Here is a 22,492-nt window from a genome sequence, read left to right on the forward strand (position 1 = left end):
AATCCGAGAAGTCAGCGGGCGCCAGGTTCATGCACTTCTATATTACTTCGCGGTCGGCATCACGAATTCCGCGCCCTTCTCCGTGCTTTCGGGCCAACGCTGCATGATCGACTTCTGCTTCGTATAGAAGCGCACGCCCTCTTCGCCGTAAGCATGCGTGTCGCCGAAGAGCGAACGCTTCCAGCCGCCGAAGCCGTGCCATGCCATCGGCACAGGAATCGGCACGTTGATGCCCACCATGCCCACTTCGATGCGTCGGCCGAATTCGCGGGCAATGTGTCCATCGCGCGTATAGCATGCGACGCCGTTGCCGAACTCGTGCGCGTTGACGAGATCCACCGCTTCGCTGAAGTCCTTCGCGCGCACGCACGCGAGCACCGGCCCGAAGATCTCTTCCTTGTAGATGCGCATTTCCGGCTTCACGTGGTCGAACAGCGTGCCGCCCGTGAAGAAGCCGTCTTCGTGGCCCGGCACTTTCAGGCCGCGTCCGTCGACGACGAGTTGCGCGCCTTCGTCCACGCCCATCGCGATATAGCCCTCGATGCGTTCGAGCGCGGCGCGCGTGACGATCGGGCCCATTTCGGCGTCCAGCTCCATGCCATTCTTCACGATGAGCTGACGGGCGCGTTCGGCGAGGCGCGGCACGATCTTGTCGGCGACATCGCCCACCAGCACGGCAACCGAAATCGCCATGCAACGTTCGCCTGCGGAGCCGTACGCCGCGCCGATCAGCGCATCGACGGCCTGATCGATATCCGCATCCGGCATCACGACCATGTGATTCTTCGCGCCGCCGAGCGCCTGCACGCGCTTGCCGTGCTTCGCGCCCGTTTCGTAGATGTAGTTCGCGATAGGCGTCGAGCCGACGAAGCTGATTGCGCGAACGTCCGGATGTTCGAGCAGCGCATCCACGACGACTTTATCGCCCTGAACGACGTTGAAGATACCGTCGGGCAGGCCGGCTTTCTTCAGCAGAATCGCCATGAAAAGCGACGCGGACGGATCGCGCTCGCTCGGCTTCAGAATGAACGCGTTGCCCGTTGCAATGGCGACCGGGAACATCCAGCACGGGACCATGCACGGAAAATTGAACGGCGTGATGCCCGCGACGATGCCGAGCGGCTGACGCAGCGTCCAGTTGTCCATGCCCGTGGAGACTTGTTCGGTGAAATCGCCTTTTAGCAGTTGCGGGATGCCGCACGCGAATTCGATCACTTCGATACCGCGCGTCACCTCGCCCTGCGCATCCGTGAACACTTTGCCGTGCTCGGCCGTGATGATCGCGGCGAGTTCGTCGCGGTGCTGATTCATCAGTTCGAGAAAGCGCTGCATGATGCGCGCACGGCGGATGGGCGGCGTGTCGCGCCACGCGGGAAACGCCGCCTTCGCGCTTTGCACCGCCGCTTCGACGTCCGCCGCTTCGCCCAGCACGAGCTTGCGCGGCCGCTCGCCGGTCGCGGGGTTGAAGATGGGCTGCGAGCGCGCGCCCGATCCGCTCACTCGCTCGCCGTGGATGTAGTGGACGACATCGGCGGTATCGTTGAAGGCTTGCATTTCGTCTCCTGTCTCGAACGTTTCGGCAATACGACAAGTGTAGGAAGCGAATCGAGCCGTGCAAAGGCGCTATGATTGAACTCGTTGTTCACTATGGCAAACAATCCGCGCATGGACGAGCAAAAGATCGAAGCGCTCTGGACGCATCTGCACTGGCTGACGGTGCTCGCCGAACAAGGCAGCTATACGGCGGCGGCCGCGCGGCTCGGCGTGAGCAAGGCGGCGATGAGCCAGCGCATCGCGGAACTGGAGCGTGCGGCGGGCGTGCCGCTCGTCACGCGCACGACGCGCAGCGTGCGCTTTACGGAAGCGGGCCGCCGGCTCGTCGACGACACGCGCGCGCAGTACGCGCAGATCGCGACGAGCTTTTCGAGCGTGCGCGAGATGGCGGGCGTGGCGCGCGGGCTCATTCGTATGACGGCGCCGGTGGCCCTGGCGCGGCAGCAGATCGTGCCGAAGCTCGCGGGCTTTCTGCATGCGCATCCGGAAGTGCGCGTGCAACTGGAGGCGTCGGACCGGCTGACGTCGATTGCGACCGAAGGCTTCGATCTCGCCATTCGTCATAGCGCGCAGGCGCCGGAAACGCATGTCGCGTGGAAGCTGTGCGATACGCATTCGGTGATCGTCGCGACGCGCGCCTATTTGCGGCGGCGCGGCACGCCCGCCACGCCCGCCGATCTCGCCGTGCACGACTGTCTGTACTATCCGCGCACGCAAGCCGCGAGCATCTGGTCGTTCGTGCGCAAGGGGGCGCGCAAGACTACGGCGGGACCGTTCACGCTCGCGATCAACGGCGCATTCTCCGCGAACAACAGCGAGTTGCTGCGCGATGCGGCGCTCGACGATCTCGGCATCGCGCTATTGCCCGACTTCACGGCGCAGGCCGCGGTGCAGGCGGGCAAGCTCGTCGTGCTGCTGCCGGACTGGCGGCCCGTGGGCGCGTTCGCGGATCAGCTCTATGTGGTTCGGCCCTATGCGACGCATGTGCCGCGCGCCGTCGCGCTTTTCATCGGCTATCTGCGCGAGGCTTTCGCGGGCGGCTTTCCGCTTTGAGGCCTTCGCTGCGGCGTTTCGTGGATCACGTCACATAGAGCAGGCATCCCACCGACGTCAGGCACGCGCAGGCGCTCGTATAGAAGAACCACGTCGAGCGTAAGACGCGAAAGCGCGGTCCGTCGTCATCGAGCCGGTCGTCGTGAAGCTGCCAGAGGTCGAGATACGTCGCGATCGTGCAGGAAAGCAACGCAACCGCCGATAGTGAGGACAACAAAAAGAACAGGCCCCAGGCGAGATCGTTCATAGTGAGGGCGTCGGCTATGGTTCGGCACGCGGTGCCGTGACGAATGACGACCGCAAGCTGACGAAACGCCATGCGTCCCGCAACTCGTGTCCATGTTTTGAAGTATAGGGACCGAGCATACGCGCCACAACGACGGCAAACCCCAGTTAATAATCGGACGGATTGCGCACGGCGCGAGCGAGCAGACTTCCGCCGGAGCGTTCGCGATAGGCTTCACCGTGCAACGAGAAGCGTCAATCAGGCGCCGCCTGCCACTGCAAGATCGGATGTTTTGCTCCCGCAGGCATGGCCCAGACGCCACCCGCACCGAAGTTCCATCCGGCGAAACTTGCTGGAGTGCTCATCTGGGCGGTGGTGAGCCCGTTGGTATTGGGCGGAGCGGAGCCTGTGTTGAATCCCGTCGCAGACGTTCGGGTTGTCGTCTCCTTGTCCCAATACACGTTGTTGCTTATCTTGCCTTGGTTGACTGCGGCAATACCGCCGAGGCGTTCATCCAGCAGCCCGGGAGGACTTGCTACCCAGCCTGTCGCAAAGGATTCTTCAACGACTCCTGTAGGGCCATTAGATGAGACGATGCCGCCTCCGTAACCAAAAGCTGCAACCACGCCGGTAGCATAGGACTGTTTGATAACGCCATCGTTTGCTGTTGCAAGACCTCCAGGGATGCCATGATTGCCTCCACTCGTAGTTCCGCTAGCGAATGATTGAACCACCGTGCCTGTGAGCCTATTCCAGCCGACCAACCCGCCACCATAGCCAATGTCCGCGCTACTGGAGGATCGTTCGATCAACCCATTGTTCACGCCAGCTATTCCTCCGTTGCCGGCATTTCCGAAACTACCGCCCCCTGAACCGCCCGAAGTTTTCGCATAGGCAATAGTGCCATCGTTTCTCCCGGCGATAATTCCAAAAGCGTTGCCCGTTTCTGCAGATATCGATGCAGCCACATTCAGATTTCGCACGATGCCAGTCGGACCAATCATACCGAACAGACCCACGTAATCGGGCTGCGGCTGGGGAGTGTTTGCACCGCCCACGGTAAGACGGGTTATAGAATGCCCGAAGCCATCGAACTGGCCGGTAAAGGGCGAGTTCTCCGTTGGCCCAATGGGTCTGAAGTAGTTCGGAAACCTGGTTGCGCTCGCATCGATGTCCTTACCCAGTGCATAGTCACCGGCGAGATTCTGCGAAACTCTGCGGAGATCTTCGAGCGTGTTGACCAGCTTGTATGCAGTAACTTGCGTGGCAAGCCCGCTGTATGGTTCCGCGCTCCACTTGGGATTCGATATGACCTTGCCGGGCGAATAGGTAGCGTTCATATCATAAAGAGTACTGACGATCCCCCTGCTGTTAGACCAGTCGACCGTCCCATGGTTGATCACAGTGCTTGCGTTATCGACGCCAGTCGCATCGGCGCGCAACGTGAGGTTACCCGCGCCCGCATTACTGATGATCGCGTTCGACGCAATCGTCACGTTATGCACTGCACGCAGCGCGAGCGATGCGTTGCCCGTCCAGTTCACATTGCCCTTGACCGACAGGTCGCCTGTTGCCGCGTTCGTGCCGTTGGCTTGTGCATCGACGGAAGTGCCTTTGCTCAGGCTGCGCGATAGCGCGTTGGCGGTCGCACGGTCGATAGTGAGATCGGGTGCGTCGAGCTTCCAGGTGCCGGCTGTCACTGTCGCGCCGCCCACATTCAGCTGGTTCGCGCGCGTCTCGACGGTGCCGCCGCCGTTCGCGGCCTCGATGACGCCGTCTGCCTGCACCGCACCCTTTTCTGCGACGAGCCATACATGGCCATCGCGCGTCGCCGTGCCGGTGGCTCGGATCGCCGAACGGTTGCCAGCCAGCGCGTAGACGTTACCGTCGGCGGCCTGCAGGCTGACCTGCGCAGCGCGAATGGCGCCCACGTTCAACGCTTTGCCCTTACTTCCGGCCTGCACGAACACTTGTCGGCTGCTGGCCGAATCCTGCAACAGGACCTGAGTGCCTGCCGCGAGTTCGGCGGATCCTTTGGCAGCATCGATATCGCCTGCATTGATCACTGCGGTCCGCGAGATAAGCATCACGTCGCCACCCGACGAACCGATCTTCCCTAGGTTCACTACTACGCCGTTGCCGCCGCCGGAAAAGGTGAGCGAGCCTCCGCCCATGAATGCACGATTGTCGACGTTGAGCGTGGATGCGACGAAGCGTCCGCCCGTTGTCACGACGCCGCCTGGGCCGATGATCACGCCTTGCGGGTTGATCAGATAGACGCTTCCTGTGGCGCTAAGACGGCCGAGAATAACGGACGCATCGCCGCCCGTAACGCGGTTGAGCGTCGCCCCGGAGCCGTTGTGGAAGGTGACAGTGCGGCCGCTGCCGATAGAGAACTCGCACCATTCGACGATTCCACGGGAGGAGGCCTGATTGATCGTCAGCGATTGGCCGCCGCCGGCGATGGCTCCGCTACCGGAGACGAAGTGCCCGCCCGTCGGCAACATCGGCGGCGACGCGTGCGCCAGCGAAACGCACAAGAGAAGTTGCAAGCCAACGAACGGGAGCGGTCGCGGGCGCGGGGTCGCAAAGGCTCGCGTCGCTTTCGGATGCCAAGTCGTTACGAAGCGATGCTCAACGGCAAGCTGATAACAATCGAGACTGCGCGGCATGGCGGCCTCCTGCAGTGCGTCATTTCTCGGACACGAGTCGCTATCGAGTTATTTTTGTACTGCAGATCTCTTCGGCCTTGATCCATAACAATAGATTAGGGAAAGAGGAAGAGCAATTAACGGTACTTCAGTGGACACGTGCGCAGTGATCGAACTTCAAACTCGCTCTCTCGACGAAGGACCCCAAAAAAAACGCGCCCACGAAGGGGCGCGTTTTCCGTGAAAGCAGTCAGTCGATGCTTAGACCTTCTCGACCGACGCCTCGTAAATTTCGTCGATCGACTTGGCGAGCGTCTCATTGAACTCGCTGTCGCTCATCGACTTCTGAAGCTCGTTGATCAGCGCGCGCGAGAAGCTCGCGATCATGCCGTGGTTCTCGGCGAGGCGCTTGCATGCGTCGGTGCGCGAATAGCCGCCCGACAGCGCGACCACGCGCACGACGCGCGGATGCTCGATCAGCGGCCGATAGAAGTCCGCTTCGTCCGGAATGGTGAGCTTGATCATCACGTTGCTCGATTCCGGCAGCGCGTTCAGGCCCTTCAACAGTTCGTCGCGCAGAATCTTTTCCGCGCCCTTCTTGTCCGGGCTCTTGATCGAGACTTCCGGTTCGAGAATCGGAACGAGACCCTGCGCGATGATCTGCGCGCCTACTTCGAACTGTTGCTGCGCGACCGCCGCGATGCCCTTCTCGTTCGCCTGATGGATGACCGAGCGCATCTTGGTGCCGAACACGCCGAGCTTCGCGGCGCGCTGGAGCAGTTCGTCGAGGCCGGGAATCGGCTTCATCACCTGAACGCCGTCAGCTTCGGCTTCGAGGCCCTTGTCGACCTTCAGGAACGGCACGACGCCGCGGTCTTCCCACAGGAACGTGGGCACCGGCTTGCCTTCGGCTTCGCCGTCCATCGTGCGTTCGAACAGAATCGCGCCGATCACCTTGTCGCCCGTGAAGGCGGGCGCGGTCATGATGCGCACGCGCATGTCGTGCATCAGCTTGAACATTTCGGCTTCGCCGTTGTAGGCGTCGTCCGGAATTCCGTATTGACGCAGCGCGCCGGGCGTCGAACCACCGCTTTGATCCAGAGCGGCGATGAAACCCTGCTTTTCCGCCATCTGCGCCAGCATCTTCTCGTTAGCCACGAGCATTCCTCCTCAAAGTTCAAACACCGGAGCGCGCAAGCACGGTCCGGGCTTTTGGTTCAACTCCTTCAAGTTTAATGGTTTTGAGGCGTGGCTTTCTCGTGCAAATCCGCCAAATCCCCGGCGTTGCGGCCATTCACTGGGCGTTTTCGCGCCGAAAAGATCAGGAAGCAGCGGAATTGAGGTCGCCGGGCGCGACAGGGTCGGCCGCGCTTGCGCCCGCTCGCCGCAGCGCGCTGGCGGCGCGGCGTAAGAACGACGGCGTGGCGGATTGCGCCGGAAGCGATACCGGCCGTTCCGGCGCCTGCGGTTGTTCCGGCGTTTCGGGAAAGAGCGCTTCGCGTGCATCGGCGCATCGCGCGTTCAGTTGGCGGCGCATGTCCGGATGGTCGATCAGCGCCTGCGCTAAAGCCATGCCGTGCTCGAATTGCAGCGCGTAGGCGATGTCGGCGAAATTCTCGTAGCGGCCGCTATCGGCCAGTTCCAGCGCCAGCGTGACGATGCGCTGGCGGTTCCATGCGGCGAGATCGTCGTGGCCCGTGCTCACACATGCCTCTCTCGGCAATGAGGTGCGGACGATGTTAGCCCGAGCGCCGCCCGTTTTCCGTTGTCATGTCACAACATTCGGAACAAAAAGTACGACGAGAAGCAGCAGCGGCGCGCGCCGCACGACCGTTCGTTTCAACGGGTTACCAAGCCGCCGCGAACGTCCGCACCGCGCGGTTGAACGCGCCGGGACTCGCGACATTCATTCCGTGCGACGCCCCGGCAATCGTCTCGCGCCCGGCATATTCGATCCACTCTTCGAGCTTTTCGACGTTGTTGCGGAACATGCGCGGACTCTTTTGCCCGTCGATCAGGAGCGTGCGGCACTTGATGTCGCGCGCCGCCTCGCGCGTGTAGGCGGGCAGCGGATCGCGGAACTGCTTCGGCAGCGTGAGCGCGTTGTCGAGCGCCATGCGCCGGAAGCTCTCCGTGCTCTTGCGCCAGAAGCCCGGCATGCTGACCGAATCGACGAACATTTCGAGGCCCGCGTCGAGCTCGCCGGCTTCGATCAGTTCCGCGACGCGGCCGCGCAATGCGTTCGTCGCCGGCGGCAGCGCGGCGGGCGCGGCGGACGTGGACTGAGCGGACGTTTGCAGCGGACCGCCGGGGTCGGCGAGCGTCAGCGTCTTCACGAGCCGCGGATACTCGCGCGCCAGATGAAACGCGATGCAGCCGCCGCGCGAATGCCCGACGAGATGCACGGGTGCGAGGTCCAGCGCGGCAATGAAGTCCGCCATTTCCGCGACGTGCGCTTCCCAGCCGAAGTCGCCCTGCACGTACGCGTCGACGGCCGGCCAGTAGTGGCTCAGGCTCGGCGCGATGCAGCGGAAGTCTTCGCCGAGCGGCGCGAGTTGCGCGCTCCACCAGCGAAAATCGCACAGCGAACCGTGGATGAACAGCAGTGGCTCGCCTTCGCCGCATTCGACGTAAGGCACCGAAATGCCCGACGCCACCGTCGCAAACGACGGTTCGGGCAGGGTTTGCACTGCGGCCAGCACGGCGGGATCGGTACGCGCGTTCATCGGTTCGCTCCTTTCCTGCACTATGCCGCGCTCCGATGCAAAAGAAAATCGCATAATATTGATAGAACCGTTCAGCTTTTCTGATGGCACACCCTCTTGACCACGAACGTAAAAGCCCTCGACCTTGACGTTCTCTCGATGATCGTCGCCGTCGCCGACACCGGAAACATCAGCCGCGCGGCGGAGCTGGTGCATCGCTCGCAGTCGGCCGTGAGCATGCAGATCAAGACGCTCGAAACCGCGCTCGGCAAGGCGCTGTTCGTGCGCAAGCCGCGCAGCGTGGCGCCCACGCAGGACGGCGAAGTGCTGCTCGCCTACGCGCGCCGCATGATCGCGCTGCGCGACGAAGCGTGGGCGGCGGTCGTGCGGCCCGACGTGACCGGGCGCGTGGTGATCGGCGTGCCGGACGACTACGCGTCGTCGCTCTTTCCGCCGATTCTCAAGAAGTTCTCCGCGACGTATCCGAAGGTCGAGATTCAGGTGGTCGGCCTGCCGAGCGCCGCGCTCGCGCCCATGCTGAAAGACGGCGCGGTGGATCTCGTCTGCGCGACCCGCATCAAGGGCATCACGGGCGAATTTTTGCGGCACGAGCCGATGGTCTGGGCCGCCGCGCCGAGCGCCAACGAAATCTGGCGCGAGCGGCCGCTGCCGATCGCGGTGTTTCTGCCCGGCAGCGTCGCGCGCGAGAACGCCATTCGCAGTCTGGAGCGGGCGCGCATCGGCTATCGCACGTCCTACGAAAGTCCTAGCCTGCTCGGACTCTTGACGATGGTCGAAGCCGGTCTCGCCGTCGCGCCGCTCGCGAAATGCGCGGTGCCGTCGCGTTTCACGCTGCTCGGGCAGGCGCACGGGCTGCCGGAAATCGCGGCGCTGGAAGTGGTGCTCGCGCGCAGCGCGGCCTCCAAGCGTCCGCCGTGCGATTTCCTGGCCGAGCGCATCATCGCGGAGTTGCGGCGTTGAGTTCCGCTTCGATCGCGCCCATGCGACGCGACGCCCACGCGCGCAGTAATCGATCCGATGCCACCAGCGGCAGCGACGCAGCCATGATGCGATAGACGTCGTTGCGGCGAACCTTCGAGACGCGCGCGGGGTCGAGCCACGCGTCGTTGCGCGCCAGCAGCGCGAGCGTCTCCAGGCCGATCATGATCGGCCACAGGCACGCGAGCCGCAGCCGCACGGCGCTCGCGGGAATGGCGAAGGTGTAGTCGAGCGCGTCGCGATACAGCGCGAGTGTCGTGCGCAGCAGGTCCGCGAGCACGGGCCGCGCACGCGCCGACGCGCCTGCATCGAGCAGATCCGTCGGCGTCAGGCCATGACGCGCGAGCATGTCGCCGGGCAGATAGCATCGGCCGATGCGCAGATCGCGCGCGCAATCGCGCAGCACGTTCGTCATTTGCAACGCCTTGCCGAAACGCACGCCTCGCGCGAGCATTGCGTCGGGCGCGGCCTTCAGCGTGACCGGGCTGTGCGCGTAGGTCATCTTCGTCCAGAACTCGCCGACGCATCCCGCGACGAGATACGTATAGCGGTCGAGTTCGTCGAAGCGTTGCAGGGCGATCACTTGCCCAGACGTTTCGTCGGGGAACGTGCGCAGATCGAACTCCATGCCGGTGGTCAGCGTCGTGACGATATCGCGCACGGCGGCGCGGTCGGCGGCGTTCGTCTCGCGCAGGATCGCGAGCGCCGCGCCCAGCGATTCGAGCAGCGTGCGTTCGTCGGGCTGCGCTTGCTGTCCCGCCACTTCGCGTTCGATGCGCGAGAGCGCGCCGTCGTCCGGCTCGCCGTTGACCTGCGCGCGCAGCGACAGCAGCAACGCGAGACGCCGCTCCGGCGCAACGAGCGACGTATCCGCGATGGTATCGGCCGCCCGCGCGAGCAGATACGCGAGTCCGATGGGGTCGCGCATACCGGGCGGCAGAATGCGCAGCGTCAGATAGAAAGACCGGGAAACGCGCTTCAGCAACGGGCCAAGCAGAAACGCGCGGGGTGATGGGTTCATGTGTCGGATCGGATGACTCGGCGAGGCGCGCGGCCGTGCGCGCCGCCGCATTGTATCCGTCCGTGCGGTTTCGCTAGCGCATTCGCTGCGCTTGTGCGCTTGTCCGCTAGTGCTTGTGCGCGGACGCGCGATGCCGGACATGCGAAATATGCAGCGTCACCGGCTTGACGGCCGCTCTCGTGTGGCGATGCTGCCGGGTTTGAGCGGCGTGAGCCGAAGCGGCGTGCGTCGGCGCAAGGTCCAGCGCGACCGGCGTCACCGGTTCGAGGACCACGCGCGCTCGGCCCGCGTGTTGCAGTCCAAGCACGCTCGCGGCGGCGAACGACAGGTCGATCACGCGCGTCTTCACGAACGGCCCGCGATCGTTGATTCGCACGACGACCGACTTCGTTCTCGACAGATTGCTCACGCGCACATACGAGCCGAGCGGCAGCGTGCGATGCGCCGCCGTGAGCGCATGCATGTCGTACCGCTCGCCGCTCGCCGTGCGACGGCCCTGGAACTTACGGCTGTAGTACGACGCCTCGCCGACTTGCCGGAACGCAGGCGATGCGTCGTTGAACGCGGTTTCAGGCGCCGCCGCCGATGCGCCTTCAGGCGCCGACGCCGCCGCATCCGATGCCGCTGCGGGCGCGCTTTCCTCCTGCGGCTTTTTCTGCGGCGGCGGCGTCGCGACCGCAGGCCGATGCGCCGCGCAGCCGCTCAGCAGCATCCATGCGCCGACCGATGCGACACCGGCCACGCGCGAACGGCGAATCCATGCCTTAGCGACCATGAGCGAGCTTCTCCATGTAACGCCGGTTCACCCGGAACCGGCTCGCCCATAACGCAATGTCGTCGCGGCAGTTGACCCGCGTCGCGCAGATATGACTCAAGTTGACAGATACGCCGCGGCGCCTCAGACGTATTCGAGCTTCGGATACCAGTCGGTGCCGCGTCCTTCCGGCGTCATGTCGAGCACGGTCCAGAGCGGCATCGGGTCCGGCGCACCGCGCGGATCTTCGCCTGGATCGGCCGTCGCGAAATCCATTTCGCCGCTCCAGAAATGGCGGATCACGCCATCGCGCCGCGTGAACACGTTGAGCGCGGGCTCGTCGCCGCCCTCTTTCGATACGGCGTGGTAATCGCGGCTGAAATTGCCGTTCAAATCGGAGTACAGCTTGAGATCGCGCCAGCCGCGTTGCCGCTTGAATGCAAGAAGCCGTGGCAGCGGCGAGCGCGCGATCACCGCGAGCGCGACGCGCTGTTCGATATCGCGCGCTTCGCCTTCCCACGCCGAGAGGAGCGACGTGCACATCGGACACGGGCGCTCGCGTTGCGGTCCGAACATGTAGCTGTACGTCACGAGCGTTTGCTTGTCGCCGAAAAGACCGGCCATATCGACGACGCCGTGCTCGCCTTCGAAGCGGTAGTCGCCCGTGACCTCGCCGCCGGGCGGCAGCGCGCGCCGCATCTGCGCGACGCGTTCGATGTGCCGCCGCAACTCGATTTCCTCCGCGAGCAACGCGGTGCGCGCCCGGCGGTATTCGGCGCTTTCGTTCGGGAACCGCATGCTGGCGCGGTTCGCCAACTCGGCGGCCGGAACAGGTGTCGTCGTCGGTGATGTCATGCTGGCTCTCCTGAGTTGAGCTCGGCTCAATCGCGATCCGGCGCGCCGAGCGGAAAGAGCGGCCGATACGGCCGCGCCTCGTCGACCGCCCGCGCGAACGACGGCCGCGCGAGCAGCCGCTTGCGATACGCGATCACGTTCGGATAAGCGTCGCCGATCCGGTGCGTCCAGTCCGCGTAGAACAGAAACGGCGCAGCGGCGCAATCGGCGAGGCCGAAGGCATCCCCCGCGGCCCATTCGCGGTTCGCCATCACGCGGTCCAGAAACGCGTAGGATGTGTCGAGCATCGCGCGGGCGTCCGCGACGCCGCGGGCATCGCGTTCATTCTCGGCCCGCATGCAGTCGAACACGATCTTCTGCTGCGGTGTGGCCACGTAATTGTCGAAGAAGCGGTCCATCCAGCGCACTTCAAGCGCCGCGCGCGGAGCCTCCGGAATGAGGCGCACGGGGCCGGGATAGAACACGTCCAGATATTCGATGATGATCGTCGCTTCGATCACCGGCTTGCCGCCGTCGACCAGCACCGGAAATTTTCTGATGGGCCAGATCTCGGCGAGTTCGCGCATGGACTGCGGCGCGTCGGGCGTGAGCGGCCGCCAGGCAAACGGCGTCGCGTTCTCATAGAGCGCAATCAGCGCCTTCTGACAGTACGACGAAAAAGGATGGGCATAAAGGATCAGACTCATCGGCAGACTCCGCTAGAACCAATGGACGGCGCGCTGCATGGCCGGCTACATGGACGACGAGCGGCGTAGCTGCGAATCGACAACTTTGCGCAGCCGAACGAGAAAATTTTGTTGTGCGATGCAGCGTCGGCGCGCGCCGCATTGTCGCCGGACCGGGCCTTTGCTACCGTGCGAGGTTCCGCCGCGAAGCTGTCACGAGAACCGCTCGTCCGGAAATGACGAAACAATCAATGGGTCGAGGCAAGAAATGTTACGTACTGACAAGATAAGAGTCGTGATCGCAGACGAGCAGCCGGTCATCGTGCTGGGACTACAGACGTGGTTCGAGACGCGCGAGCGTTATCGCGTGGTCGCGAGCGCGACGGGCGAAGAGCAATTGCTGTCGAAGCTGCGCGGCGCGGACGGCGAACTGGTGATCGTGGGCTGCGCGCTCGGTGCGCATGCGCGCCCGGCGGCCGACCGCTTCGGCATCCTGCGCAAGCTCCGCGAATGCGTGCCGCATACGCCGCTCGTCGCGTTGACTACCGACAGCGATCCACTCGCCATTCGCGCGATGCAGCGCGCGGGCGCAGACGGCATAGCGAGTACGCGCGACGACTTGAAAGACCTCGGGCGCGTCTGTGAGCGCGTGCTGTCGGGCGTGAAAGGGGTGATCTCGCCGCGCATCGCGGCTTGCCTCGAAAGCGAACGCCGCAACGCGCAGGCGTTCGATCCGAACACGATCTATCGCGAAGTCCGCGTGAGCGCGACGACACTCGCCGCCCGCACGTGACCTCGCTCGCGTGACTCACGCCTCACGCTGACCGCGAAGCGTCGTTCGAGACTTCGCGTGCCTTCTTGTTCGGGTAGCTCACGTCCTTGCCGTCGTCGAACCCTTTCTCGTACGCGCGTTGATCGAGCGCCCGGAAAAGCGGCGCGAGTTCTTCGACTTGCGCGCGGATGAGTTCCATCAGCGGTTTCGCGAGCGCGGGCGAGCACTCGCTCGCGCCGTCGATATGGCCGTGCGCGCTGCTTACGACTTCGACCATCGCGCGCAGCGTCTGGGCGCGCTTCACGCAATAGTCCACCAGCGGCATCGCGTGCGTAATGACCGCATGGCCGTTCTCGTTGACCGACACCGTCACGTTCGACTCCACGAGCGTCTCCTTTCCGAATTGGGGGACCGAAACTCTAGAAGCCTCGCATCGGCGCGCGCCAGCGGACGATTCCTAAACGGCGCGCTGTTCCATCGCACGTTTCTATCGTCGATGAAAGCTGCGTCGCCACGACCGCGCCCCCGTCAGCAAGGATGCGACAACTTCGCTACGATGCTCGCTTGACTCTTCTCCGACTCTTCCCCGGCGCGCGCCGCCGACCTTCGGACACACCATGCCCACGCCGCCAGACGCCATCGGTTTCACGCAAGATCCGCTCGACCGCATGTCCGAGAAGCGCGACGACGAAGCGTTTCTCGCGAGCCTCCACGACGACGCCGCGACGCGCTTTCTGCTTTTCGTGAACAACGTGCCGCTCTTCAAGCGCACGGATGGCCACGATCCGCTTTTTTCCGCGCACGAAGCCGCGCAGTTCGGCACGCCGCTGCAAACCGTGCTGCTCGGGCGCGACGCCGACCGGCGCGCGGTGTTCGCCTGCACAATCGATACGACCGCCGAGGCCGCCGCCGATGCGCTGCCGGGCGCTGCCGTCGAAGCCATCGAACTGCGCCCGGTCGCCATGCAAGGGCTCGTCGCGCCGCCGCTCGTGAGCGCGCTCGGCGAGGCGCGGTCGATGCTGGACTGGCATCGGCGGCACCGCTTCTGCGCGAACTGCGGCAATCCGACGGACAGCGCGGGCGCCGGCTGGCGGCGCATTTGCGGCAACTGCGGCGCGCAGCACTTTCCGCGCGTCGATCCGGTCGTCATCATGCTCGTCACCGACGGCGAACGCTGCCTGCTCGGCCGCCAGCCGCAATTCGCGACCGGCATGTACTCCGCGCTCGCCGGCTTCATCGAGCCGGGCGAGACGTTCGAGCACGCGGTGTATCGGGAAGTGCTGGAAGAAGCCGGCATTCGCTGCGCCGACGTGCGGTACTTCGCGTCGCAGCCGTGGCCGTTTCCGTCGTCGCTGATGATCGGCTGCTTCGCCCGCGCGACGGGCACGGAGATCACCGTCGACGAAAAAGAACTCGAAGACGCCCGCTGGTTCAGCCGCGACGAAGTCCGCGCGATGCTCGACGGCACGCATCCGCAAGGATTGAACGCGCCGAAGGCTTTCGCCATCGCGCATCACTTGCTGAAGGCGTTCGTCGAAGGCGACTGAAGCCTCAGAGCGTCTCGCGCTCGATGATCTCGAAGCCGACATCGACCGGCGCAACCGGCGCGGCGCCGCCGAGCCGGTCGATCAGGCAGCGCGCAGCGGTCGCGCCGATGCGCTTGCCATCGACGCGCACCGTGGTGAGTGCGGGCGTCGTGTCGGCGGCGAAGTCGAGGTCGCCGAAGCCGCAGACGGCGAGCCGCGCCGGCACGTCGAGGCCGAGCCGCCGCGCCTCCGAGACCACGCCGAGCGCAAGCAGGTCCGAGCTGCAAAATATCGCGTCGACCGCAGGCGTCGACTCCTGAATGCGCCGCAGCGCGTCTTTCCCGAGCGCCACCGACGAAGGCGGCGGCATCAGCACATCGGCGACGCCGTGCAGGCCGTGCAAAGCCAGCGTGTCGATGAAGCCGCGCCGCCGCGCGAGCGCGCGCTGATCCGTCGCACAGACGAGCGCCGGATGCGCCGCGCCCCGCGCGATGAAGCGCTCCGCCACCGCCGCGCCGATCCGATAGTGCGAAAAGCCGACGAGCATGTCGATCGGGTCGTCGGTCATGTCCCACGTCTCGACAATCGGAATGCCGATCTTGCGCAGCCGTTCGCGCAGCGTCGGCGTATGCGGGACGCCCGTCAGCAACACGCCTTCCGGACGGCGACTCAGCACGGCGTCGAGCAACTGATCCTCGTTTTCGTCGCTATAGCCCGACAGGCCGAGCAGCACCTGATAGCCGGCGCGCGACATCGTATCGCTGAACACCTGCACCGTTTCCGAGAAGAGCGAATGCGCGACGGTCGGCACGATGGCCGCGATCAGCCGCGATTTCGCCGACGACAAGCCGCCCGCCAGCCGGTTCGGCACGTAGCCGAGTTCGCTCACCGCGCGGCGCACGCGGGCGAGCGTCTCGGGCGCGACCGTCTCCGGCGCGTTGAACACGCGTGAGACGGTGATCGGCGAGACGCCCGCGGACGCCGCCACGTCCGTGATGCGCACGCCCTTCGGCGTGCCGCGCGTGCGGCGCGGCGCGGCGCCCGCCGTTGCGGCGTCGTCAGAGGTGTCGGCGAGCTTGGTCATGCATGGATTGGCGCGTCGGAGGCGGATCGGAGAAAGCGCGCCATTTTAGGCCTTTACCGGCGCATCGACGGCCGCGTCGCCGCGCGTGTTCCCGCGCCGCATCAGCAGCATCGTCACGACGGCGAAAATCAGCAGGCACGCAGCCGGAATCAGCATCGGCGCCTTCACGCTGCCGCTCGTCTGCCGCACCCACGGCACCAGATTCTGCGCGATGAACCCGCCGACATTGCCGAGCGAATTGATCGCCGCGATGCCCGCCGCCGCGCGCGCGCCGGTCAGGAACTTCGGCGGGATCGTCCAGAAGCACGGCAGCAGCAGATACATGCACGGCGCGCCGAGGCACAGCGCGATGAAGCGCAGCGTGTTGGTCGGCAGGAACACGCTCGCGAGGAAGAAGACGACGCCGAGCAGCGCGGCAGTCAGCATCGCCATGGTCGTGCGGCGGTCGGAACCGTTCGCCGCACGCAGCTTCGCGGGCAGCCACGCCAGCACGACGGTCGCCGCGAGCCACGGCACGATGTTGAGCAGACCGTTGGTCGTGTTCGACACGCCGAAGCCCTTCACCAGCGTCGGCAGCCAGTAGCTGACGCCGTAGACGGACATCGACAGCATCATGTAGTAGAGCGCCATGCCGATCACGCGCGGTTCCGTCAGCACGCGCATGACGTTGGCGTGGCTCGTCTCCGCTCTCTTCGCCTGTTGGCGTTCGGTTTCGAGCGTGGCGTCGAGCCAGTGTTTTTCGCCGTCGGAGAGAAAGCGCGCTTTCTTCGGCGATGCCGGCAGCCACAACAGCACGACCACCGTGAGCAGCACCGACGGCACGCCCGTCACGATGAACACCAGCTGCCAGCCTTGCAGGCCGAACCACGCCTTGTCGAGCAGATAGCCGCAGATCGGCGCGCCGACCATGTTGCCGATGCTGCTGCCGAGCGTGAAGTATCCGAGCATGCGCACGCGATGCCGCTGCGGAAACCACAGCGTGAGGTAATAGATGACGCCCGGATACAGTCCCGCCTCCGACGCGCCGAGCAAGAACCGCAGGACGTAGAACATCGTCGCGTTCGTGGTGAACGCGAGCAGGATCGTGACGACGCCCCACGTCAGCATGATCCGCGCGATCCAGCGCGGCGCGCCGTACTTGTGAAGCAGCACGTTGCTCGGAATCTCGAAGATCAGATAGCCGATGAAAAACAGCGACGCGCCGAGCCCGTACGCCACTTCTGAGATGCCCAGGCTGCCGAGCATTTGCAGCTTCGCGAAGCCGATGTTCGAGCGGTCGATATACGCGACGAGATACAGCAGGCCGACGAGCGGCATCAACCGCCACGCAAGGCGATTGATGAGACGCGGCTCGTCGACGGTCGGCGGCGCGTTGCGGGGAAGCGGCGATCGGGTGTTCACGGTGTCTCCAGTGCGAGGCGGTCGAACTTATCCGCGCTGCTTGCGCCATTCGGCATACGCCGCGAGCGTTTCCTCATTCGGCGGATACGTGCCGCGCAGCATCGCGCCCGCTTCCACGCGCGTCGTCACGAACTCTTCGAGCAGTTCCTGCTCGGCGGCATCCTTCGCGACCTGCTCGGCCATGTGACGCGGCACGATCACGACGCCATCGACATCGCCGACGACGATATCGCCCGGATACACGGCCACGCCGCCGCACGCGATCGGCACATTCATATCCACCGCGTGATGCTTCGCCAGATTCAGCGGCGCGCTCGCGCCGGCGCAGAAAAGCGGCAGCCCGATCTCGCCGATGGTGCCGCTATCGCGCACACAGCCGTCCGACACCATGCCCGCGACGCCGCGCACCTTCAGGCGCGTCGTGAGAATGGAACCGGTCGATGCCACCGTGCGATCGCCGCGGCAATCCTGCACGAGCACGCTGCCCGGCGGCGCGCTCTCGACCGCCTTGCGCTGCGGATGGTCCGGGTCCTGAAACACGCCGACGTGATCGATATCTTCGCGCGCCGGAATATTGCGCAGCGTGAATGCCGGACCGACGAGATTCGGCGCGCCCTTCGCGGGCTTCACGAGCGGCGCGACGCCTTGCAGGAACACGTTGCGCAGGCCGCGCTTGAAGAGTTGCGTGGTGAGCGTCGCGGTGCTGACGTGGCGCAGCAAGTCGAGCGTTTCGTCGGAAATGGCGATGTCTGGTGTCGTCATGGTGTGGATATCGTGTTCAGTGGATTTCCGGCTCGCCGCCGTGCGCGGCCGTCTTCTCTTCGAGGAAATCGAAGTCGCAGCCCTTGTTCGCCTGCGTCACGTGCAGCTGATGCATCACGCCGAAGCCGCGTTCGAACGGGCGCTTCGGTGGCGTCCAGGCGGCTTTGCGCGCGGCGAGTTCCTCGTCGCTGACTTCGAGATGCAGGCGGCGCGCGGGCACGTCCAGTTCGACGATGTCGCCGTCCTTCACCAGCGCGAGCGGCCCGCCGACGAACGATTCCGGCGCGACGTGCAGCACGCACGCGCCGTAGCTCGTGCCGCTCATGCGCGCGTCCGAGATGCGGACCATGTCGCGCACGCCCTGCTTCAGGAGCTTCTGCGGAATCGGCAACTGGCCCCACTCCGGCATGCCCGGCGCGCCGACCGGTCCCGCGTGTTGAAGCACGATCACGGAATCGGCAGTGATATCGAGGGCTTCGTCGTCGATGCGCGCGGCCATGTCGCCGTAGTCCTTGAACACGACCGCCGGCCCGCGATGCTTCAGCAGATGCGCTTCCATCGCCGCCGGCTTGATGACGGCGCCGTCCGGCGCGAGATTGCCGGTGAGCACGGCGAGGCCGTCGTTCGGCACGAGCGGATTGCCGAGCCGGCGGATCACGTCGTCATTGAAAATTTCGGCGCCCGCGATGTTTTCGGCGAGCGTCGCGCCATTGACAGTTAGTTGCGACCCGTCGATCAAATCGCCGAGTTCGGCGAGGAGCGCGCGCAGGCCTCCGGCATAGAAGAAGTCTTCCATCAGATACTGCCCGGCCGGCCGAATATTGCCGATGACCGGCGTCACACGCGACAGTTCGTCGAAGCGCGCGGTCGTGAGCGGCACGCCCGCGCGCCGCGCGACCGCCACCAGATGCACGATGGCGTTGGTCGAGCCGGACATCGCGAGCACGGTGGTGACGGCGTTGTCGAAGGATTTCGGCGTGAGAATGTCGGACGGCTTCAGATCGGTCCACACCATCTCGACGATGCGCTGCCCCGTCAGCGACGCATACTGCGCGTGCCGCGAGTCCACCGCCGGGATCGACGCGAAGCCGGGCAGCGTGAGGCCGAGCGCTTCGGTGGCGCTCGTCATCGTGGAGGCGGTGCCCATCGTCATGCAATGACCCGGCGAGCGCGCGATGCCGCTTTCGACGCCCTTCCACTCGTCCTCGGTGATCTTGCCCGCGCGCAGTTCCGCCCAGTACTTCCACGTGTCCGAGCCGCTGCCGAGCGTGCGGCCGTTCCAGTCGCCGCGCAGCATCGGGCCGGCGGGCAGATAGATGGCGGGCAGGTCCATGCTGATCGCGCCCATCAAGAGGCCGGGCGTGGTCTTGTCGCAGCCGCCCATCAGCACGCAGCCGTCGAACGGATACGAGCGCAGCAGTTCTTCCACTTCCATCGCGAGAAAGTTGCGATAGAGCATGGTCGTCGGCTTTTGGAACGGCTCCGCGAGCGTCATCACGGGCATTTCCACCGGAAAACCGCCCGCCTGCCAGATGCCGCGCTTCACTTCCTCGACGCGCTGCTTGAAGTGCGTGTGGCACGAGTTGATCTCGCTCCACGTGTTCACCACGGCAATGACCGGCTTGCCCATGTAATCGGACGAGTGATAGCCCATCTGCGCGGTGCGCGAGCGGTGCCCGAACGAGCGCAGGTCGTTCACGCCGTACCAGCGATAACTGCGCAGTTCCTCGGGCGTCTTGCGTTTAGTGGGATCGTAGGCCAAGCGATGTCTCCTCGATGGTAGCGTTACCATGTCAATGCCGGCGATGGTAGCGTTATCATCGGCGCGCGTCGCTTGGGGTTTCTACGAGCAGCAGAGCCTATTTGACGATGGGATGAACGGAGCCGAGCAGTTCCGAAAGCCCGAGCCAGAGAATCTGCACGCCGATGCAGAAGATGACGAACGCGAAGAGCCGCATGGCGACCTGCGTGCCGACGGTGCCGAGCAACCGTTCCAGATACCCGGCGAAGCGCACGCAGACGTAGATGCTCGCGCACACCAGCAGAAGCCCGACCGTCACGCCGACGATATGAACCGGCTGCAAGCCGTGGCGCGGCGAACCGGTCCCGAGCGCGATGGCCACCGCAATCGAGCCGGGGCCGACGGTGATCGGCAGCGTCAGCGGATAAAAGGCCTTCGCGCGCAGCGACGCGCCGCTGCGTGGCGTGGGCGCGGGTTCGGCGGAGGCGTCTTCGTCGGGAGCCTGAAGGAGGCTCCAGCCCGCCATCGAGACCACGATGCCGCCCGCCACGCGCAGCACCGGAATGGAGATGCCGAAGAAGTTGAGCACGTACGCGCCCACCGACAGCGACACGAGCAGAATGACGAAGCTGTGCAACGAGATGCGCCGGGCGAGTTCCTGCCGTTCGGCATCGCTGATATGCGGCAGCATGCTCAGCACGACGAGCGCGACCGCGGGCGGATTGATGATCGGAAAGAGCCCGGCGACGATCACGAGCACGGTCTTGACGAATTCGTTGAACATGCTCGATAGGTCTTGGATGTCGACTCGGTTGTATCAGTCCTCAGCCGGAAACGAGCGGCGCGGTCAAAATGAGCGCGCACTCGGTCAGAAACGAGCCGAGGCCCACGCCGATCAGCACGCGCGCCACGTACGTCCACATGCGCCGGTCGACGTTGCCCGAGCAGCGCCACGCCGCCGTGCACCACGCGAGATAGAGCGCGCCGCACGCGGCGAACAGGCCCAGCGTGCCGGGCCAGAACCAGATGGTAATCAGCAGAAACGCTTCGGGAGCAACGCCGGTGCCCCAGAGGTACAGGTACACCGCCCACCATGCGAGATGGATGGGCAGGCCGAGTAGCCACCAGACTTTCCAGAAACGTTCTTCTCCGCGCCAGGCCTTGCGCAACATGCGTCGCCGTATAAAGAAAGGAGGCTGGCATTCTACTTCACCGGATGCGGCGGCACGGTCGCGGCTTCGCCTCTGCAATGCCGGTAACGACTAGGTTCTCGTGGCATTTCAGCATATTGCGTCGCGGCAAACGCCGTCTGCGGCTATGCGCGGCGCTCGGTCAGCATTTGACTGGCGAGGTCGCCGTGATGCATGGCGAGCGCGCGCAGCGACGGCCACATGTGCATGTAGTGGACCATGAAGCTGTCTGCACGCTGAAGCTGATAAGGCGTGTTCAGCGTGATGCAGTCGACGAGTTCCGCATCGCCCGCCATGCGGTGACGCGAGAGCACCCTGATGAACGTGTCCTGATCGCCGCCGCTCGCGTACGTCGACGACTTGTCCGCCACGCCGCCGATTGCCTGCTCCACTTCGCCGAGCACGTCGAAGTTTGCCTGCGTGCGCCGGAAGCCCATGATGCCGGAGTTGAACTGCCAGCTCATGTCCATCGCGATCAGGCGGTCCCGGTTGTCGAGCAAGCGTTCGAGCGGCATCGACTGGTCGATCACGAGCACGTCCGCGTCGATCCAGAACACCCATTCGTGCTGAGGCAAATGGCGACGCAGCACCCACGGCTTCAGCCAGTTGCCGCTCGCGCCGTGCGGCGATTCGTGCGGGATCTCGCGATAAAGATGCAACGCATAGCCGTGGCGCGCGCAGTAGCGCCGCAGATTGCGCTCGGCGATCGCGCCGTACGCGCGAATGTTCGGCGTGTAGAGCATGGCAAGCGCGATGCGCGCATCCGGCCGCAGCGCCTCGTACGCGTCCTCCGCGACATCCGAAGCGGGCAGCGTCAGATACGCCTCGCCTTTCGCCTGACACGCGTTGACGTGCGAGGCGATCAGATCGCGCAGACCGGCGTGAACCGGCTCGTTGGGCGGCGCGTCGGGAATGTCGGCGAGCGCGATGGCGAAGACGCGCACCCGCGCCCACATCGGATCGATATGCCACGCCGCGGGCACGACGGCATGCACGCCGTCGATCTGCGTCATGTAGCCGAGCGGCGCCGTCATGCGCAAGAGCGACGACTCGCTCGCGAGCGCGCCGCCGAAGCGCGCGCCCGCGCACAGGCGTTCGGCAAGCGCGCGCGACGCAGGCGTATTGCGCCAAAGCTGAAACGCGCCGATCACGGCATCGCTTTCGGCGTCGCCCATCGAGACGATCAACGCGTCGCGTTCAGCGTCCGACATCAGCGATTCACAGGCGATATCGCTCACGATCAGGCAGTCCTGCGTGAGCAGCAGCACGAAGTCGCCGTCGGCAGCGGCGCGCAGCGCGCGCAACAGCGTCTGGAACTTCAGCAGCATGCGCAGATGCGTCCAGCCGATGCCGCTCGCATCGACGAACTCATGCGCGTAGCCGCGATGCGCGCAATAGCGCCGATGGTTCTCGAACGACGCGTGCGCGTCCCGGCTCGCGAAGAAACTGATGACTCGGGTCGTCATGGAGGCTCGATCAGGAATGCAGGCGATCACCGATTCTGCGTTCGCTTTCGAGGTGCCGGCAAGCGGC

22 protein-coding genes are annotated in these 22,492 nt (G+C 65.0%); 4 read left to right on the forward strand and 18 right to left on the reverse strand.

Going from position 1 to position 22,492, the window contains the following annotated elements; genetic code table 11:
- Nucleotides 1-42: 42 nt before the first annotated feature.
- Nucleotides 43-1,554: a CoA-acylating methylmalonate-semialdehyde dehydrogenase gene (locus tag NCR35_RS21590; RefSeq protein ID WP_250535941.1), complete on the reverse strand. Its 1,512-nt coding sequence runs from the start codon at nucleotides 1,552-1,554 to the stop codon at nucleotides 43-45.
- A 111-nt stretch (nucleotides 1,555-1,665) separates the two neighbouring features.
- Here NCR35_RS21590 and NCR35_RS21595 point away from each other — a divergent pair, with 111 nt between their 5' ends.
- Nucleotides 1,666-2,607: a LysR family transcriptional regulator gene (locus tag NCR35_RS21595; protein ID WP_250535942.1), complete on the forward strand. Its 942-nt coding sequence runs from the start codon at nucleotides 1,666-1,668 to the stop codon at nucleotides 2,605-2,607.
- Nucleotides 2,608-2,632: 25 nt separating this feature from the next.
- Here NCR35_RS21595 and NCR35_RS21600 read toward each other — a convergent pair whose 3' ends face one another.
- The 5 genes from NCR35_RS21600 to NCR35_RS21620 all read right to left on the reverse strand — a co-directional run bounded on the left by NCR35_RS21600 (nucleotide 2,633) and on the right by NCR35_RS21620 (nucleotide 8,210).
- Nucleotides 2,633-2,854: a hypothetical protein gene (locus NCR35_RS21600; protein ID WP_250535943.1), complete on the reverse strand. Its 222-nt coding sequence runs from the start codon at nucleotides 2,852-2,854 to the stop codon at nucleotides 2,633-2,635.
- Nucleotides 2,855-3,087: 233 nt separating this feature from the next.
- A complete protein-coding gene (locus NCR35_RS21605) occupies nucleotides 3,088-5,505 on the reverse strand; it encodes a two-partner secretion domain-containing protein (RefSeq protein ID WP_250535944.1) in 2,418 nt (805 codons plus the stop codon).
- 240 nt (nucleotides 5,506-5,745) lie between these two features.
- Complete coding sequence (locus tag NCR35_RS21610) at nucleotides 5,746-6,642, reverse strand: fructose bisphosphate aldolase (RefSeq protein WP_250535945.1); 897 nt, start codon at nucleotides 6,640-6,642, stop codon at nucleotides 5,746-5,748.
- Nucleotides 6,643-6,805: 163 nt separating this feature from the next.
- The gene (locus tag NCR35_RS21615) at nucleotides 6,806-7,189 is read right to left on the reverse strand and encodes a hypothetical protein (RefSeq protein ID WP_250535946.1); all 384 of its coding nucleotides are present in this window, start codon (nucleotides 7,187-7,189) and stop codon (nucleotides 6,806-6,808) included.
- 142 nt (nucleotides 7,190-7,331) lie between these two features.
- Nucleotides 7,332-8,210 carry an alpha/beta fold hydrolase gene (locus tag NCR35_RS21620; protein ID WP_250535948.1) on the reverse strand — a complete coding sequence of 293 codons (879 nt, stop codon included), beginning with the start codon at nucleotides 8,208-8,210 and terminating at the stop codon, nucleotides 7,332-7,334.
- Between the two features lie 138 nt (nucleotides 8,211-8,348).
- Between NCR35_RS21620 and NCR35_RS21625 the strand changes: the two genes are divergently transcribed.
- Complete coding sequence (locus tag NCR35_RS21625; protein ID WP_250536040.1) at nucleotides 8,349-9,170, forward strand: LysR substrate-binding domain-containing protein; 822 nt, start codon at nucleotides 8,349-8,351, stop codon at nucleotides 9,168-9,170.
- On the opposite strand, the gene NCR35_RS21630 is transcribed toward NCR35_RS21625, so the two are convergent.
- From NCR35_RS21630 to NCR35_RS21645, 4 genes are all read right to left on the reverse strand, one after another.
- Entirely contained in the window at nucleotides 9,148-10,209 is a 1,062-nt protein-coding gene (locus NCR35_RS21630; RefSeq protein ID WP_250535949.1) for a phytoene/squalene synthase family protein, read from the reverse strand. The two genes, NCR35_RS21625 and NCR35_RS21630, sit on opposite strands and share 23 nt — an antisense overlap.
- A gap of 106 nt (nucleotides 10,210-10,315) precedes the next feature.
- Complete coding sequence (locus NCR35_RS21635) at nucleotides 10,316-10,984, reverse strand: septal ring lytic transglycosylase RlpA family protein (protein WP_250535950.1); 669 nt, start codon at nucleotides 10,982-10,984, stop codon at nucleotides 10,316-10,318.
- A gap of 123 nt (nucleotides 10,985-11,107) precedes the next feature.
- Nucleotides 11,108-11,818, reverse strand: coding sequence for a DUF899 family protein (locus NCR35_RS21640; RefSeq protein WP_250535951.1), 711 nt, complete (start codon nucleotides 11,816-11,818; stop codon nucleotides 11,108-11,110).
- Between the two features lie 26 nt (nucleotides 11,819-11,844).
- Nucleotides 11,845-12,504 carry a glutathione S-transferase family protein gene (locus NCR35_RS21645; protein WP_250535952.1) on the reverse strand — a complete coding sequence of 220 codons (660 nt, stop codon included), beginning with the start codon at nucleotides 12,502-12,504 and terminating at the stop codon, nucleotides 11,845-11,847.
- Nucleotides 12,505-12,751: 247 nt separating this feature from the next.
- On the opposite strand from NCR35_RS21645, the gene NCR35_RS21650 reads away from it, so the two are divergent.
- On the forward strand, nucleotides 12,752-13,276 hold the full coding sequence (locus NCR35_RS21650) for a response regulator (RefSeq protein WP_250535954.1): 525 nt from the start codon (nucleotides 12,752-12,754) through the stop codon (nucleotides 13,274-13,276).
- Nucleotides 13,277-13,298: 22 nt separating this feature from the next.
- Here the strand turns inward: NCR35_RS21650 and NCR35_RS21655 are convergent, their stop codons facing one another.
- A complete protein-coding gene (locus NCR35_RS21655) occupies nucleotides 13,299-13,640 on the reverse strand; it encodes a hypothetical protein (RefSeq protein ID WP_250535956.1) in 342 nt (113 codons plus the stop codon).
- A 232-nt stretch (nucleotides 13,641-13,872) separates the two neighbouring features.
- On the opposite strand from NCR35_RS21655, the gene nudC reads away from it, so the two are divergent.
- The gene (nudC, locus tag NCR35_RS21660; protein WP_250535957.1) at nucleotides 13,873-14,802 is read left to right on the forward strand and encodes an NAD(+) diphosphatase; all 930 of its coding nucleotides are present in this window, start codon (nucleotides 13,873-13,875) and stop codon (nucleotides 14,800-14,802) included.
- A 4-nt stretch (nucleotides 14,803-14,806) separates the two neighbouring features.
- On the opposite strand, the gene NCR35_RS21665 is transcribed toward nudC, so the two are convergent.
- The 7 genes from NCR35_RS21665 to NCR35_RS21695 form a co-directional block, all read right to left on the reverse strand.
- The gene (locus NCR35_RS21665; protein WP_250535960.1) at nucleotides 14,807-15,865 is read right to left on the reverse strand and encodes a LacI family DNA-binding transcriptional regulator; all 1,059 of its coding nucleotides are present in this window, start codon (nucleotides 15,863-15,865) and stop codon (nucleotides 14,807-14,809) included.
- A 45-nt stretch (nucleotides 15,866-15,910) separates the two neighbouring features.
- Nucleotides 15,911-17,182: an MFS transporter gene (locus NCR35_RS21670; protein ID WP_250536041.1), complete on the reverse strand. Its 1,272-nt coding sequence runs from the start codon at nucleotides 17,180-17,182 to the stop codon at nucleotides 15,911-15,913.
- Between the two features lie 111 nt (nucleotides 17,183-17,293).
- Nucleotides 17,294-18,028: a ribonuclease activity regulator RraA gene (locus tag NCR35_RS21675; RefSeq protein WP_250535961.1), complete on the reverse strand. Its 735-nt coding sequence runs from the start codon at nucleotides 18,026-18,028 to the stop codon at nucleotides 17,294-17,296.
- 16 nt (nucleotides 18,029-18,044) lie between these two features.
- Nucleotides 18,045-19,790, reverse strand: coding sequence for an L-arabinonate dehydratase (gene araD, locus NCR35_RS21680; RefSeq protein WP_250535963.1), 1,746 nt, complete (start codon nucleotides 19,788-19,790; stop codon nucleotides 18,045-18,047).
- Nucleotides 19,791-19,887: 97 nt separating this feature from the next.
- Nucleotides 19,888-20,553 carry a MarC family protein gene (locus NCR35_RS21685; RefSeq protein WP_250535965.1) on the reverse strand — a complete coding sequence of 222 codons (666 nt, stop codon included), beginning with the start codon at nucleotides 20,551-20,553 and terminating at the stop codon, nucleotides 19,888-19,890.
- A gap of 40 nt (nucleotides 20,554-20,593) precedes the next feature.
- Nucleotides 20,594-20,941 (reverse strand): hypothetical protein, encoded by a 348-nt coding sequence (locus NCR35_RS21690; RefSeq protein ID WP_244850761.1) that lies wholly within the window; start codon nucleotides 20,939-20,941, stop codon nucleotides 20,594-20,596.
- A 143-nt stretch (nucleotides 20,942-21,084) separates the two neighbouring features.
- Complete coding sequence (locus tag NCR35_RS21695; protein WP_250535966.1) at nucleotides 21,085-22,425, reverse strand: glycosyltransferase family protein; 1,341 nt, start codon at nucleotides 22,423-22,425, stop codon at nucleotides 21,085-21,087.
- Nucleotides 22,426-22,492 lie beyond the last annotated feature (67 nt).

This window comes from Caballeronia sp. AZ10_KS36 (genome assembly GCF_023631105.1).
In the GTDB taxonomy this organism is placed as follows: domain Bacteria; phylum Pseudomonadota; class Gammaproteobacteria; order Burkholderiales; family Burkholderiaceae; genus Caballeronia.

What these genes read in the sequence shown, in the direction of transcription:
- NCR35_RS21590 (WP_250535941.1), bottom strand. Translation starts at nt 1,554, where the DNA reads ATGCAAGCCTTCAACGATACCGCCGATGTCGTCCACTACATCCACGGC.
- NCR35_RS21595 (WP_250535942.1), top strand. Translation starts at nt 1,666, where the DNA reads ATGGACGAGCAAAAGATCGAAGCGCTCTGGACGCATCTGCACTGGCTG.
- NCR35_RS21600 (WP_250535943.1), bottom strand. Translation starts at nt 2,854, where the DNA reads ATGAACGATCTCGCCTGGGGCCTGTTCTTTTTGTTGTCCTCACTATCG.
- NCR35_RS21605 (WP_250535944.1), bottom strand. Translation starts at nt 5,505, where the DNA reads ATGCCGCGCAGTCTCGATTGTTATCAGCTTGCCGTTGAGCATCGCTTC.
- NCR35_RS21620 (WP_250535948.1), bottom strand. Translation starts at nt 8,210, where the DNA reads ATGAACGCGCGTACCGATCCCGCCGTGCTGGCCGCAGTGCAAACCCTG.
- NCR35_RS21625 (WP_250536040.1), top strand. Translation starts at nt 8,349, where the DNA reads ATGATCGTCGCCGTCGCCGACACCGGAAACATCAGCCGCGCGGCGGAG.
- NCR35_RS21630 (WP_250535949.1), bottom strand. Translation starts at nt 10,209, where the DNA reads ATGAACCCATCACCCCGCGCGTTTCTGCTTGGCCCGTTGCTGAAGCGC.
- NCR35_RS21635 (WP_250535950.1), bottom strand. Translation starts at nt 10,984, where the DNA reads ATGGTCGCTAAGGCATGGATTCGCCGTTCGCGCGTGGCCGGTGTCGCA.
- NCR35_RS21640 (WP_250535951.1), bottom strand. Translation starts at nt 11,818, where the DNA reads ATGACATCACCGACGACGACACCTGTTCCGGCCGCCGAGTTGGCGAAC.
- NCR35_RS21645 (WP_250535952.1), bottom strand. Translation starts at nt 12,504, where the DNA reads ATGAGTCTGATCCTTTATGCCCATCCTTTTTCGTCGTACTGTCAGAAG.
- NCR35_RS21650 (WP_250535954.1), top strand. Translation starts at nt 12,752, where the DNA reads ATGTTACGTACTGACAAGATAAGAGTCGTGATCGCAGACGAGCAGCCG.
- nudC (WP_250535957.1), top strand. Translation starts at nt 13,873, where the DNA reads ATGCCCACGCCGCCAGACGCCATCGGTTTCACGCAAGATCCGCTCGAC.
- NCR35_RS21665 (WP_250535960.1), bottom strand. Translation starts at nt 15,865, where the DNA reads ATGACCAAGCTCGCCGACACCTCTGACGACGCCGCAACGGCGGGCGCC.
- NCR35_RS21670 (WP_250536041.1), bottom strand. Translation starts at nt 17,182, where the DNA reads ATGCCGCTCGTCGGCCTGCTGTATCTCGTCGCGTATATCGACCGCTCG.
- NCR35_RS21675 (WP_250535961.1), bottom strand. Translation starts at nt 18,028, where the DNA reads ATGACGACACCAGACATCGCCATTTCCGACGAAACGCTCGACTTGCTG.
- NCR35_RS21685 (WP_250535965.1), bottom strand. Translation starts at nt 20,553, where the DNA reads ATGTTCAACGAATTCGTCAAGACCGTGCTCGTGATCGTCGCCGGGCTC.
- NCR35_RS21690 (WP_244850761.1), bottom strand. Translation starts at nt 20,941, where the DNA reads ATGTTGCGCAAGGCCTGGCGCGGAGAAGAACGTTTCTGGAAAGTCTGG.
- NCR35_RS21695 (WP_250535966.1), bottom strand. Translation starts at nt 22,425, where the DNA reads ATGACGACCCGAGTCATCAGTTTCTTCGCGAGCCGGGACGCGCACGCG.